This is a genomic window from Sulfitobacter sp. 1A13368 (genome assembly GCF_043557275.1).
In the GTDB taxonomy this organism is placed as follows: domain Bacteria; phylum Pseudomonadota; class Alphaproteobacteria; order Rhodobacterales; family Rhodobacteraceae; genus Sulfitobacter; species Sulfitobacter faviae.
This window is the reverse complement of sequence record NZ_JBIFFR010000001.1, coordinates 137782-150743: the sequence shown is the minus strand read 5'-3', so window position 1 is coordinate 150743 and position 12962 is coordinate 137782. Positions and strand designations below refer to the sequence as shown.

Sequence of the window (12962 nt, the reverse complement as noted above, 5' to 3'; positions counted from 1 at the left end):
GGAAGAATGTGTCCGGTCTTTCCGAAAGCGGGGCGCTTGGCCCTGCCTATGAACCTAAGTTAGCGCTAATTGCTGCGCGTGCACAATATTTCTTTTTGCAATGCTGCTATGCGGCAAAAACATGGTACCTCTGCGTAATCCTTGGGCATTGCGCCTCTTCCCTATGCAAAAAGGGCCGTCCCCTTGCGCTTGGCGCAGAACCTGCCATTTCAGAAGCCGTAATAGAGGAGAATTTGCGCATGTCTGTGACCAAAGCAGAAGTCGAAGCGGCGCTGGCGCGGGTGCAACTGCCCGACGGCAAGAGCCTGCTGTCCCATGATCTGGTCCGCGCGCTGGTGGTCGAAGGCGATAAGGTGCGATTCGTCATCGAAGCGCCCAATGCCGATGTGGCGCGGCAGATGGCACCGTTGCGCGACGCGGCAGAGCAGGTGGTCCGCGATCTGCCGGGGGTGGGTGATGTATCGGTCGCGCTGACCGCGCATGGCCCCGCGCCGAAAGCGCCTAGTCTCAAGGTCGGCGGGCATCCCAAACCGCAAGAGGGGCCGATGAAACCCAGCGGCGTGAAGCGCATCCTCGCCATCGGCTCGGGCAAGGGCGGTGTGGGTAAATCCACCGTCAGTTCCAACCTTGCCGTGGCGCTGGCGCGGGCCGGGCGCAAGGTGGGGCTTCTGGATGCCGATATCTATGGTCCCAGCCAGCCGCGCATGATGGGGGTCAACAAGCGCCCCGCCAGCCCCGACGGCAAGACGATCATTCCCTTGCAGGCCCATGGCGTCACCATGATGTCGATCGGCTTCATGTTGGAAGAGGGTAAGGCCGTCGTCTGGCGTGGGCCGATGCTGATGGGCGCGCTGCAGCAGATGCTCGGGCAAGTGGAATGGGGTGAGCTTGACGTGCTGCTCGTCGATCTGCCCCCCGGCACCGGCGATGTGCAACTGACGCTCTGCACCAAGTCCGAGCTTTCGGGCGCCATCGTGGTCAGCACTCCGCAAGACGTGGCCTTGATCGACGCGCGCAAGGCGCTCGACATGTTCGCCACATTGAAAACCCCGGTGCTGGGGCTGATCGAGAATATGTCGACATTCGTCTGCCCCGATTGTGGCTCTCAGCATGAGATCTTCGGCCAAGGCGGTGTGGCGGCGGAGGCCGAGAAGATGGGCGTGCCGCTTTTGGGCAGCCTGCCGATTGATCTCGATACCCGTTTGGCCGGGGATAGCGGTACGCCAGTCGCCGCGGGCGAGGGGCCGATGGCCGATGCCTATGCCCGGCTCGCAAAGGGCTTGATCGACGGTGGTATGGCTTGATGAGGGCGGCGCGGGCGGTTACCCCAGCTCGCGCCCTTCGATCAGGTGTCCATAAAGTGTGGTCAGCATCGAGACGAAAACCAGCCCCTCTATAAGATAGAGCAGGGAATCCAGCATCAGTCGCAGGCCGGGGTCGGCGGGCAGCAACATGCTGGCGATCACGCCGAGCAACGTATTCACCACCGCCAGCAATACGGCCAGCGCCCAAAGCGTGCCGGCCAAAGGCTCGGTCGCGCGCCAGCTGTCGCGGACCGACATGACGTGGCCAAGAGCGGCGGCGGGCAGCACGAGGCTGAGCCGCAGCGCCAGCCAAAGGAAGGCCACTCCTGCCACCAGCCCGATCAACAGCAGTGCCGCCGGGCTCGACCCGGTCAGCCCGCCCAAGAGTAGCATGGCGAGGCCGATGGGAATGGCCGCGAGAAACTGCACGAAGCCCAAAACGATGGCCCGCCAGACATAGGCCCAGAACAGCCCCATGCCCGGGCGCAGGGCGCTTCCCTCGTGATCAAGCAAGACATAGCGGTGCCAGAGGATGGCCATCAGCGCATAGCCAAGGATGCCCGCCAGCCCGCAGGCGATCAGGATCAGAAGTTGACCCGCAGGCGGCGGGGCGGCGTTCTCGATCACCTGATCCATGGCCCCAAGCGCATCCCCCGCCAGCAAGCCCGCGGCAGCGGCGGCCCCCATCACCCAAAGCACCGCAGGCAGGATCACCCGCAGCGTGGTTGAGGGCGCGTGAAAAAGCATGTTCAGCGCGTGGGTGAATAGAGCCGTGGCTTGGATCATGATGCACTCCCTCCGTTTCGCGCCATTACATGCCGTGCGTGGGCCGAAAGGACAAGATACCGCTGTCAGGAAGGGCTATGCGGCTGGGAAAGCATGGGCCGCTGGGAGGTCATGGGAAAAGTCGCGGGAATGCATGGGAAGTCTGGGAAATCATGGGCGCCCCTTGCGCCATTGGGGGTCTTGCCCGATTCGCAGCCACGGGAATTGGCGTGTAATTCGAACGCCCTCGACGCATTCTGCGGAACAGGCAACGAACACGTCCTGTGGATAACTATGTGAGCAAATTTTAGTGGGAAACTGTGGGATATTGTGCAGGTCGCAATTCGTTAACAAGATATAGTGTTTCAGACTTAAATAATCCCAAATTAAGCCACGCGGCACCCGAAAAGTTATACCAGATGTTGTTCTCACAGCCTGTGCAAAACAAAATATTGGGCAGAAATCCAAAAAATATCTAGACGCCCATCAATTCCCATGGCATCCCTAATGCATCGGATGAGAACGGGACACGGGGCAACAAACGACCCCAAAATAAATCAAAACCTAGCAGGTTTCATACAGGCACCTCGCTTTCATCAGACCAAAGAGATCCGGCGCGCGAGCGAGCAGACATCCCCCCAGGTGGCGCGCGCAGTCGGACTTCCCCCGCCAAGCTGCGGGACGTGGGCGGCGGGTTGATCAGTGGCAGCAGATCAACCCGCCGTTTCCATTTCCGGGGCAGGGGATTGAGGCGAATAACGAGTTTAAGCGCAAAGGCGCAAGAGGCAGGGACAACAAGTGAGCCGCAGGTTCAGAGGCGAAAGCCACCACAAGGTCGATACGAAGGGGCGGGTGTCTATCCCAGCCTCTTTTCGGCGTGTGTTGGAGGCTGGCGACCCGAACTGGAAGAACGGCGACAATCCCGAACTGGTCATCGTCTATGGCGACCACCGCCGCAACTACCTTGAATGCTATACCATGGAAGCCATCGAAGAGGTTGACGCCAAGATCGACCGCATGCCGCGTGGCTCCATGCAGCGCAAGGCGCTTCAGCGTCTGTTCCACGGCCAGTCTTTCCCCACGACGGTAGATGAGACAGGCCGTTTGGTGCTGCCCGCCAAGCTGCGCAACAAGATCGAACTCAACGGCGAGGCGTTCTTTATCGCCGCCGGTGACACCTTCCAAATCTGGAAGCCCGAAACCTACGAGACCGAGGAAGAGGCATGGCAGCAGGAACTGCCCGACGATGTCGATCCGCTCTCGTTCCTTGATGGTGATATGGAGATCTGAGGGAATGGTTGCTGCCTCTGACCCTTCCGCCCCTCACACCCCCGTTCTGCTGCGCCCGATCCTATCTGCCGTGGCGCCCGTAGAGGGGGTCTGGTTGGACGGCACCTTTGGGGCGGGCGGCTACACCCGTGGCTTGCTTGAGGCCGGAGCCGCGCGTGTGGTGGCTGTCGACCGCGATCCGCTGGCCTTTGAGATGGCGGCGGCATGGGCCGGTGACTATGGCGATCGGATCACCATGCAACAGGGCGTCTTTTCGCGCATGGATGAATATGCCCAAGACCTCGATGGTGTGGTGCTGGACCTCGGTGTCTCCTCCATGCAGCTCGATCAGGCGGAGCGTGGCTTTTCCTTCATGAAAGATGGCCCGCTCGACATGCGGATGAGCCAAGATGGCCCCTCGGCTGCCGATTTGGTCAACGAGGCCGAGGAAGAGGTGATCGCCAACATCCTCTTTCAATACGGTGAAGAGCGCGCCTCGCGCCGGATCGCCAAGGCGATTGTCCGTGCCCGCGAAGAAGCGCCGATCACCACCACGTTGGAATTGGCAAAGCTGGTCGAAGGCTGCCTGCCGCGCTCCAAGCCCGGCCAGAGCCATCCGGCAACCCGCAGTTTCCAAGCGCTGCGGATTGCGGTGAACAATGAATATGGCGAACTCTTTCAGGGGCTTATGGCCGCCGAGCGGGCGTTGAAGCCGGGCGGGAAGCTGGCGGTGGTGACCTTTCATTCGGTCGAGGACCGCATGGTGAAACGCTTCCTTACCGCACGCGCCGGGGCTGGGGGCAATGCCAACCGTTTCGCCCCCGCGCTGGAGCAGGCGCCGCCGCAGTTCACGCTGAAATCCCGCAAGGCGATTGGCCCCGACGCGCAGGAATTGGAAGAGAACCCGCGCAGCCGGTCGGCCAAGCTGCGGGTCGCCACGCGCACCGACGCGCCCAGTGGTGAGATTGACGCGAAAACCATCGGCATGCCGATGGTCAGGGGGATCTGAGTGATGCGCACGGTGATGTATATCCTCACCACCATTGCCGTGGTTGGATTGGCCTTCTGGGCCTACCGCGAGAATTACGCGACCCAGCAGGCGCTGAGCGATGCCGACAGGCTGCATGCCAATATCCGCGCGGCCCACGCTCGTCTGGCCGTGCTGCGCGCCGAATGGGCCTTTCAAAACCGCCCGGACCGGCTGCGCGATCTGGCGGATCTGAACTTTGACCGTCTGGGCCTGTTGCCGCTGCATCCCGGCCAGTTCGGTCAGGTCGATCAAGTCGCCTATCCGCCCCAGCCCTTGCTGCCGATCACCGATCCTGTGGATGTCTCGACGATGAATTACGAGGCGCTGAACGGTCTTTCCGAGGAGAAGGTTGAATGATCCGCACCCCGCTGCGCCCGCTGGCCCGCATCCTCGAGGCCCGCGAGAAGGGGGAAAACCCCGATGCGATCGAACGTGAGAACAAGCGCATCCGCCATGAGCAGATGCGTGACAAGGCGCGGATGCGCGCCGAAGGGCGGCTTCTGGTGCTGGGGGTCTGTTTCCTTTGTGCTTTCACCGTGATCGGCGGACGCATGGGGCTGCTGGCGATGTCGGAACCGTCCGAGCCGCGCGGCCATGCGCCGGGGGCCGTGATCTCGGCCTCGCGTGCGGATATTACGGACCGGAACGGCAACCTTCTGGCCACCAATTTCGAGACCCACGCGCTCTATGCGCAGCCGCGTCATATGATCGACCCGGAGATGGCCGCTAAAAAGCTGGTCAAAATCTTTCCCGATCTGAAAGAAGAGCGCCTGATCAAAGACTTCACAGGCAAGCGCAAGTTCCTGTGGATTAAGAAGAAAATCAGCCCCGAACAGATGCAGGCCGTGCATGATATCGGCGATCCGGGCCTTTTGTTCGCGCCGCGCGACATGCGTCTTTACCCCAACGGCTCGCTTGCAGCCCATGTGCTGGGCGGAGCGAGCTATGGCAAGGAAGGCGTCCATGCCGCCGAGGTGATCGGCGTGGCGGGGGCCGAGAAGTATTTCGACGACTATCTGCGCGACCCGGCCAATGGCAACAAACCGCTAGAGCTGTCGCTCGACCTCACCGTGCAGGCCGCGGCGGAGCGGGTGCTTTATGGCGGCATGAAGCTGATGAACGCCAAAGGGGCCACCAGCATTCTGATGGATGTGCACACGGGGGAGGTGATCTCGGTCGCCTCGCTGCCGGATTTCGACCCCAACAACCGGCCCCGGCCTTTGACCCAAGGGGATGCCTCCGACAGCCCGCTGTTCAACCGCGCGGTGCAGGGGGTCTATGAGCTCGGCTCCACCTTTAAGATTTTCGCCGCTGCACAGGCGGTGGAACTGGGGCTGTTCAACGCCGACACGATCATCGACACCTCCGGCCCGATGAAGGTCGGCGGCTTCCGCATCGGTGAATTCCGCAACAAGAACTATGGCAAGCTGAGCGTCGCCGACATCATCGTGCATTCCTCGAACCGGGGCACAGGTCGCATGGCGCTGGAAATCGGCATCGAACGGCAGCAGGAGTTCCTCAAAAGCCTCGGTTTCTTTGAGCCGACCCCCTTTGAGATCGTCGAAGCCTCGGGCGGCAAGCCGCTCTTGCCGAGCCGTTGGACTGAATTGTCCAGCGTGACGATCTCCTACGGCCACGGGCTGTCGAGCACGCCGATGCACCTTGCCGCGGGCTATGCCGCCATCGCCAATGGCGGGCGGGCGGTAAAGCCCACGCTGCTGAAGCAATCCGCCCCCCAACTCGGCCCCCGCGTCATGTCCGAAGAGACCGCCGCGCAGGCCCGGATGATGCTGCGCAAGGTGGTGACCGATGGCACGGCCAGCTTCGCCGAGGTGCCGGGCTATCAAATCGCGGGCAAGACCGGCACCGCCGACAAGCCCAAGCCCACGGGCGGCTATTACGACGACAAGGTGATCAACACTTTCGCCAGCATCTTTCCGGTCAACGATCCGAAATATGTGCTGATCGTCACGCTGGACGAACCGGTTGAGACCTCGGGCCCGAAACCGCGCCGCACGGCGGGGTGGACCGCCGTGCCCGTGGCCGCCGAGATGGTGCGCCGCATCGCACCTCTGCTGGGACTGCGCCCCGCTGTTGAACCGGTGAACGACGCTGTGCTAACGCTGACCAGCAGCAACTGAAAAGACATCTCTATGACCGACCGGGCCGTACCGCTTTCCTCTCTCGGGCTGACCGCGCGGGCGGGGGCCAACCCTATGATCACCGGCATCGCGGTCGACAGCCGTGAGGTGCGCGAGGGGACGCTTTTCGCGGCCCTCCCCGGCAGCCGTGTGCATGGGGCAGAATTCATTCAATACGCCCTGCGCATGGGCGCGGCGGCGGTGCTGACCGATGCGGCGGGCGCCAAACTCGCCGCCGAGGAATTGGCGGGCTCGGATGCTGCGCTGGTGGTCTCCGACCTCCCGCGGGAGGCGCTGGCGCGCACGGCGGCGCTTTGGTTCGGCGGCCAGCCCGCCACGATGATCGCGGTCACGGGCACAAATGGGAAAACCTCGGTCTCGACCTTCGTGCGCCAGATTTGGGTTGAGATGGGATTGCCTGCCGTGAACCTTGGCACCACCGGGGTCGAAGGCGCATGGGCCGCCCCCTTGGCCCATACCACGCCCGAGCCGATCACCCTGCACCGCACGCTGGCCGAGGCGGCGGCGAATGGCATCACCCATGCCGCGATGGAAGCGTCGAGCCATGGGCTCGACCAGCGGCGGCTGGATGGGGTGACGCTCAAGGCGGCGGGCTTTACCAACTTCACCCAAGACCATCTGGACTATCACGAGACATTCGAGGCCTATTTCGCCGCCAAAGCCGCGCTTTTCGCCCGTGTCCTTCCCGAAGATGGCACGGCGGTGGTCAATATCGACGATGAAAAAGGCGTCGATATCGCCGCCATCGCCCGTGCGCGGGGCTGTGAGGTGATCACCGTGGGCCGCGACGGGGGCGATCTGCATCTGCAAGGCCAGCGGTTCGATGCCACGGGCCAAGACCTGCGCTTTAGCTGGCGCGGCAAGACCTATCAAAAGCGGCTGAATCTGATCGGCGGTTTTCAGGGCGACAATGTATTGCTGGCCGCAGGGCTGGTCATCGCCTGTGGCGCCGACCCGCAAGAGGTCTTCGACACGCTGCCGCATCTCACCACCGTGCGGGGCCGGATGCAGCTTGCCGCCACCCGCGACAATGGCGCGGCGGTTTTCGTCGATTACGCCCATACGCCCGATGCAGTGGCCACCGCACTCGCCGCCATGCGCCCGCATGTGATGGGCCGGCTTGTCGCCATCGTCGGCGCGGGCGGTGATAGGGACCGGGCCAAGCGCCCCTTGATGGGGCAGGCGGCGGCGGAACATGCGGATATGGTCATTGTCACCGACGACAACCCGCGCAGCGAAGACCCCGCGAGCATCCGTGCCGCCGTGCTAGACGGCGCACCCGACGCGATGGAAGTCGGCGACCGCGCCGAAGCCATCCTGCGCGGTGTGGATGCGCTAGAGCCGGGCGACGCGCTGCTCATCGCGGGCAAGGGGCATGAGACCGGGCAGACCGTGGGCGACGACGTGCTGCCTTTCGACGATGTGGAACAGGCCAGCGTGGCCGTGGCGGCACTGGACGGGAGATTGGCATGAGCCTTTGGACAGCGAGCGAAGCGGCGGAGGCCACGGGCGGGACGGCGCAGGGCGATTGGGCTTGCAACGGTGTCTCCATCGACACACGGACCTTGCAGCCCGGCGATCTCTTCGTCGCACTCAAGGCCGCGCGGGACGGGCATGAATTTGTGGCCCAAGCGCTCGACAAAGGGGCCGCTGCCGCGCTCGTGACCCATATCCCTGAAGGCGTGGCCACGGATGCGCCGCTGCTGATCGTTGAGGATGTGCAACAGGCGCTCGAAGCGCTTGGCCGGGCAGGGCGCGCCCGCCTCGGCCCGCAGGCCAAGGTGGCGGCGGTGACCGGCAGCGTCGGCAAGACCTCGACCAAGGAGATGCTGCTGGCGATCTTTGGCGATCAGGGCCGCGCCCATGCCAGCGTCGACAGCTACAACAACCACTGGGGTGTGCCGCTGACCCTAGCGCGGATGCCGCGCGACACCGATTACGCGGTGATCGAGATCGGAATGAACCACCCCGGAGAGATTGCCCCCCTCGCCAAACAGGCGCGCCCCGACGCCGCGATGGTGACGAATGTCGCCGCCGTCCACCTCGAAGCCTTCAAGGATGTCGCCGCCATTGCGGTGGAAAAAGCCAGCATCTTCGACGGGATGGAGCCGGGCGGCGTGGCGGTGATCAACGCGGACCACGAGCACAGCGATATCGTCTTGAACAAAGCGCTGGAACGCGGCCTGCGCGAGACGACCTTTGGTCAGGCGGGCCATCACTACAAGCTGGGCGAGGTCAAGGTGCAGGGCGATGCCACCGTGGCCCAAGCCGAAGTCGAAGGTGCGCCGTTGATCTTCAAGATCGCCACGCCGGGGCGGCATTTCGCGATGAACGCCCTCGGTGCGCTGGCAGTGGCCGAGGCGCTTGGCGCGGATCGGGCGCTGGCCGTGCAATCGCTGGGCCGCTGGTCGCCCTATGCCGGGCGCGGGGTGCGCGAGCGTATTTTGCTGGATACTGTCGATACCCATTTGGCGCTGGAGCTGATCGACGACAGCTATAACGCCAACCCGACCTCCATGGCCGCCGCGCTTGAGGTGCTGGCCGCCTCGGAAGTCACCCATGACATCGGGCGCGTCAGCAAGGGGCGGCGGATTGCATTTGTCGGTGACATGAAAGAACTTGGTCCCGAGGCCGTGGCGCTGCACGCCGGTCTGGCCGATCTTGAGGCCACCCGCGCGCTCGACGTGGTGCACTGCGTCGGCCCATTGATGAAAGCCTTTTACGACAATCTACCCGAACATCAGCGCGGCGATTGGACGGAAACCGCCGAAGAGATGTTGCAAGGACTCCGCGCAAGGCTCGATTCCGGCGATGTCGTGCTGATCAAAGGGTCGCTTTCGATGAAGCTGGGCGGTATTGTTGACGCCATCCGCAAAATGGGCCATCCGGTCCCGACCGCCTGATCGGCGATTCACCCCACATGATGAGTTAGGACGCGATATATGCTCTATTGGTTGACGCTGCTGTCGGATGGCGGCGATTTTTTTAACCTGTTTCGCTATATCACCTTCCGCGCGGGCGGGGCGTTTCTGACGGCATTGGTGTTCGGCTTTATCTTCGGCAAACCGCTGATCGAAGTGCTGCGCAAACGGCAGGGCAAGGGCCAGCCGATCCGCGATGACGGCCCAGAGGGGCATTTCGCCAAGGCGGGCACGCCCACCATGGGCGGGCTGCTGATCGTGGGGGCCTTGCTGACCTCGACCCTGCTTTGGGCGCGGCTCGACAATCCTTTCGTCTGGCTGGTGCTTTTCGTCACCATGAGTTTCGCCGCCATCGGCTATGCCGACGACCACGCCAAGGTCAGCAAGCAAAACACCGATGGCGTTCCGGGTAAGCTGCGGCTTTTGCTGGGCTTTCTGATCGCGGGCATCGCGGGCTACTGGGCTGCGCAATACCATCCAGCAGAGTTGCAGTACCAGCTTGCGCTGCCGGTGTTCAAAGACACGCTGATTAACCTCGGGGTGCTCTTCGTCCCCTTCGCCATCATCGTGATCGTCGGCTCGGCCAATGCGGTGAACCTGACCGACGGGCTTGATGGCCTCGCCATCATGCCGGTGATGATCGCCGCCGGAGCGCTTGGCGTCATCGCCTATGCCGTGGGACGGGTCGACTTCACCGATTATCTTGACGTGCATTACGTTCCGGGCACGGGCGAGATCCTGATCTTTACCGCCGGTCTCTTCGGTGGCGGCCTCGGGTTCCTGTGGTACAACGCGCCGCCCGCCGCCGTCTTCATGGGCGACACTGGCTCGCTGGCGCTTGGCGGGGCCTTGGGCGCCATCGCCGTGGCCACCAAGCACGAATTGGTGCTGGCGGTGGTCGGCGGGCTCTTCGTGGTCGAAGCGCTCTCGGTCATCGTGCAGGTGCTCTACTTCAAACGCACCGGCAAGCGGGTGTTCCTGATGGCACCGATCCACCACCATTACGAGAAAAAGGGCTGGGCCGAGCCGCAGATCGTGATCCGTTTCTGGATCATCTCACTGATCCTCGCCCTGCTGGGTCTGGCGACGCTGAAGGTGCGCTAAGCCCTTAAAAGATCGACCAATCCATGTGACGCGCCAAAAGGGCCAGTGCTTCGGTGCCCTTTTGGCTGTTGCCATAGCGGTTGAGCCCCGGCGACCAGACCGCGATGCTGGCTCGCCCTGGCACGATGGCCAGGATGCCGCCGCCCACACCGGACTTGCCCGGCAGGCCCACGCGATAGGCGAAATCGCCCGAACCGTCGTAATGCCCGCAGGTCAGCATCAGCGCGTTGAGCCGTCGGATGCGGCTGGGGGCCACCAAGCGCGGCACGTCCGGCGCTTCGATCAAGAAACGGCCCGCCATGGCAAGCTGTTCCACCGTCATCTCCATCGCGCAATGGTGGAAATAGGTGCCGAGCGTGCGTTCCGGCGCGTTGATGAGGTTCCCGTAGCTCGCCAGAAAATGCGCCAGTGCAAAATTGCGGTGGCCAAAATCGGTCTCTGACGCGGCGACGGTGTCATTGATGTGGATGTCGTCCGTCCCCGCCGCTTCGCGCACGAAACGCAGAATCTCGGCCAGCGCCTCGCGCGGCTCGCGGTTGCCCAAGACTTCATCCGTGGTGACGATCGCACCTGCGTTGATGAAGGGATTGCGCGGCCGGCCCTGTTCCTGCTCCAACTGCACGATGGAGTTAAAAGCCCGGCCCGAAGGCTCCCGCCCCACGCGGTGCCACAGTTGGTCGCCCGAGCGGCCAAGCGCGATGGCCAGCGTGAAGACCTTGGTGATGGACTGAACTGAAAAGGGCACCTGCGTATCGCCCGCCACATGACATTTGCCATCCGCCGTCACCACGGCGATGCCGAACTGTGCCGGGTCCACCTTGGCCAGTTGCGGGATATAGGCCGCCACGTCACCCCAGTGGTCATCCTCGCGCATCATGGCATTGAGGCGCGGCAACACATCGTCAAGGTCAGGTTTGGCGGGGCTGGACATCTTCGGCGGCCTCTGGCTTGTGATGGGCGCATCATGCCCCCATTCTGGGGTCAACGGGTAGCAGGGGATTGCAGATGATTCCAGTACAGGGCTTGGAAGGCGCACGCGTGGCAGTGCTGGGATTGGGCCGCTCGGGCCTGAGTGCGGCGCGCGCGTTGCAAGCGGGCGGGGCCAAGGTCAGCTGCTGGGACGACAACCCCGCCGCACGGGCGCGGGCCGAGCGGGAAGGCTTCGCCTGTGTCGATCTCAACGCCCCCGGTGCCTTGGACAAGATCGCCCGGCTGATCGTGAGCCCCGGCATCCCGCATCTCTACCCCGCGCCGAACCCAGTGGTGGCGGCGGCGCTTTCCGCAGGGGTGCCGGTGGACAATGACATCGGCCTCTTTTTCCAAAGCTTCGCCACGCTGGCATGGGATCACTACGACGTGGCCCCGCGGGTGGTGGCGGTGACCGGGTCGAATGGGAAATCGACGACTTCGGCGCTCATTCACCACATCCTTGAGCATGTCGGGCGGCCTTGCCAACTGGCGGGCAACATCGGGCGCGGAGTGCTGGACCTCGATCCCGCCGTGGATGGGGAGGTCGTGGTGCTGGAGCTTAGCAGCTACCAGACCGAACTGGCGCGCGCGCTGACGCCCGATGTGGCGGTCTTCACCAACCTCAGCCCCGACCATCTGGACCGCCATGCGGGGATGGGGGGCTACTATGCCGCGAAGCGTCGCCTCTTTGCCGAAGGCGGCCCGGACCGCGCGGTGATCGGCGTGGATGAGGCCGAGGGCCGCTTCCTTGCCGGGCAACTCAGCGAGGGGCCAAGCGACGACCGTGTGATCCGCATCAGCGCCGAGACCAAGCTTTCCGGTCCCGGCTGGCATGTCTTTGCCCGAAAGGGTTTCTTGAGCGAATATCGGCGCGGCAAACAGGTCGGCGCGATCGACCTGCGCGGCATCCAAGGGCTGCCGGGCGCGCACAACCACCAGAACGCCTGCGCCGCCTATGCCGCCTGCCGCGCGCTCGGCCTTGCCCCGCGGGTGATCGAGGCGGCGTTTCACAGTTTCGGTGGCCTGCCGCACCGCAGCCAGACCGTGGCCGAGGCGCATGGCGTGCGCTACGTCAATGACAGCAAGGCCACCAATGTCGACAGCGCGGCCAAGGCGCTGGCGGCGTTCAAGAACATCCGCTGGATCTGCGGCGGGCTTGAGAAAGAGGGCGGTCTGAAAGGGCTGGCAGAGGTGCAAGGATCTGTCCGCAAAGCCTATGTGATCGGGCGCGAAGCCGCGCATTTCGCCATGCAACTCACCGCAGAGACCGAAGTCTGCGGCACGATGGAACAGGCCGTGGCGCGGGCGGCGGCAGAGGCCGAAGAGGGCGATGTCGTCCTGCTGGCCCCGGCGGCGGCGAGTTTCGATCAATACGACAGTTTCGAACGCCGCGGTGAGGATTTCGTGGCGCAGGTGCAGAAGGTGCTGGCGGAGTAGG

11 protein-coding genes are annotated in these 12962 nt (G+C 63.7%); 9 read left to right on the top strand and 2 right to left on the bottom strand.

Annotated features, from left to right (window positions below; genetic code table 11):
- Positions 1-239 precede the first annotated feature (239 nt).
- Positions 240-1304: an Mrp/NBP35 family ATP-binding protein gene (locus ACGYK4_RS00740; RefSeq protein WP_271693368.1), complete on the top strand. Its 1065-nt coding sequence runs from the start codon at positions 240-242 to the stop codon at positions 1302-1304.
- 18 nt (positions 1305-1322) lie between these two features.
- On the opposite strand, the gene ACGYK4_RS00735 is transcribed toward ACGYK4_RS00740, so the two are convergent.
- Positions 1323-2090, bottom strand: coding sequence for a hypothetical protein (locus tag ACGYK4_RS00735; protein WP_271693369.1), 768 nt, complete (start codon positions 2088-2090; stop codon positions 1323-1325).
- A gap of 777 nt (positions 2091-2867) precedes the next feature.
- Here ACGYK4_RS00735 and mraZ point away from each other — a divergent pair.
- The 7 genes from mraZ to mraY are packed head-to-tail and all read left to right on the top strand — an operon-like array spanning position 2868 to position 10555.
- Positions 2868-3359: a division/cell wall cluster transcriptional repressor MraZ gene (mraZ, locus tag ACGYK4_RS00730; protein ID WP_082851962.1), complete on the top strand. Its 492-nt coding sequence runs from the start codon at positions 2868-2870 to the stop codon at positions 3357-3359.
- A 4-nt stretch (positions 3360-3363) separates the two neighbouring features.
- A complete protein-coding gene (gene rsmH / locus ACGYK4_RS00725) occupies positions 3364-4347 on the top strand; it encodes a 16S rRNA (cytosine(1402)-N(4))-methyltransferase RsmH (protein ID WP_394440700.1) in 984 nt (327 codons plus the stop codon).
- A gap of 3 nt (positions 4348-4350) precedes the next feature.
- Positions 4351-4725, top strand: a complete 375-nt coding sequence (locus tag ACGYK4_RS00720) for a cell division protein FtsL (RefSeq protein ID WP_394412071.1) — start codon at positions 4351-4353, stop codon at positions 4723-4725.
- The gene (locus tag ACGYK4_RS00715) at positions 4722-6509 is read left to right on the top strand and encodes a peptidoglycan D,D-transpeptidase FtsI family protein (RefSeq protein WP_394454718.1); all 1788 of its coding nucleotides are present in this window, start codon (positions 4722-4724) and stop codon (positions 6507-6509) included. Before ACGYK4_RS00720 ends, ACGYK4_RS00715 begins: the two co-directional genes overlap by 4 nt.
- A gap of 12 nt (positions 6510-6521) precedes the next feature.
- Complete coding sequence (locus ACGYK4_RS00710; RefSeq protein ID WP_394454717.1) at positions 6522-8003, top strand: UDP-N-acetylmuramoyl-L-alanyl-D-glutamate--2,6-diaminopimelate ligase; 1482 nt, start codon at positions 6522-6524, stop codon at positions 8001-8003.
- Complete coding sequence (murF, locus tag ACGYK4_RS00705; protein ID WP_394454716.1) at positions 8000-9433, top strand: UDP-N-acetylmuramoyl-tripeptide--D-alanyl-D-alanine ligase; 1434 nt, start codon at positions 8000-8002, stop codon at positions 9431-9433. The genes ACGYK4_RS00710 and murF overlap by 4 nt, the downstream gene beginning before the upstream one ends.
- A 39-nt stretch (positions 9434-9472) precedes the next feature.
- On the top strand, positions 9473-10555 hold the full coding sequence (gene mraY / locus ACGYK4_RS00700; protein WP_168611989.1) for a phospho-N-acetylmuramoyl-pentapeptide-transferase: 1083 nt from the start codon (positions 9473-9475) through the stop codon (positions 10553-10555).
- A gap of 4 nt (positions 10556-10559) precedes the next feature.
- Here mraY and ACGYK4_RS00695 read toward each other — a convergent pair whose 3' ends face one another.
- Positions 10560-11486, bottom strand: a complete 927-nt coding sequence (locus tag ACGYK4_RS00695; protein ID WP_067261778.1) for a glutaminase — start codon at positions 11484-11486, stop codon at positions 10560-10562.
- A gap of 74 nt (positions 11487-11560) precedes the next feature.
- Here ACGYK4_RS00695 and murD point away from each other — a divergent pair, with 74 nt between their 5' ends.
- Positions 11561-12961, top strand: a complete 1401-nt coding sequence (gene murD, locus ACGYK4_RS00690) for a UDP-N-acetylmuramoyl-L-alanine--D-glutamate ligase (protein WP_394454715.1) — start codon at positions 11561-11563, stop codon at positions 12959-12961.
- Position 12962: the final 1 nt, after the last annotated feature.

Excerpts from the sequence above, each read along its gene's own strand:
- ACGYK4_RS00740 (WP_271693368.1), top strand. The coding sequence starts at position 240 with ATGTCTGTGACCAAAGCAGAAGTCGAAGCGGCGCTGGCGCGGGTGCAA.
- murF (WP_394454716.1), top strand. The coding sequence starts at position 8,000 with ATGAGCCTTTGGACAGCGAGCGAAGCGGCGGAGGCCACGGGCGGGACG.
- ACGYK4_RS00695 (WP_067261778.1), bottom strand. The coding sequence starts at position 11,486 with ATGTCCAGCCCCGCCAAACCTGACCTTGACGATGTGTTGCCGCGCCTC.
- rsmH (WP_394440700.1), top strand. The coding sequence starts at position 3,364 with ATGGTTGCTGCCTCTGACCCTTCCGCCCCTCACACCCCCGTTCTGCTG.
- ACGYK4_RS00735 (WP_271693369.1), bottom strand. The coding sequence starts at position 2,090 with ATGATCCAAGCCACGGCTCTATTCACCCACGCGCTGAACATGCTTTTT.
- ACGYK4_RS00710 (WP_394454717.1), top strand. The coding sequence starts at position 6,522 with ATGACCGACCGGGCCGTACCGCTTTCCTCTCTCGGGCTGACCGCGCGG.
- ACGYK4_RS00715 (WP_394454718.1), top strand. The coding sequence starts at position 4,722 with ATGATCCGCACCCCGCTGCGCCCGCTGGCCCGCATCCTCGAGGCCCGC.
- ACGYK4_RS00720 (WP_394412071.1), top strand. The coding sequence starts at position 4,351 with ATGCGCACGGTGATGTATATCCTCACCACCATTGCCGTGGTTGGATTG.
- mraY (WP_168611989.1), top strand. The coding sequence starts at position 9,473 with ATGCTCTATTGGTTGACGCTGCTGTCGGATGGCGGCGATTTTTTTAAC.
- murD (WP_394454715.1), top strand. The coding sequence starts at position 11,561 with ATGATTCCAGTACAGGGCTTGGAAGGCGCACGCGTGGCAGTGCTGGGA.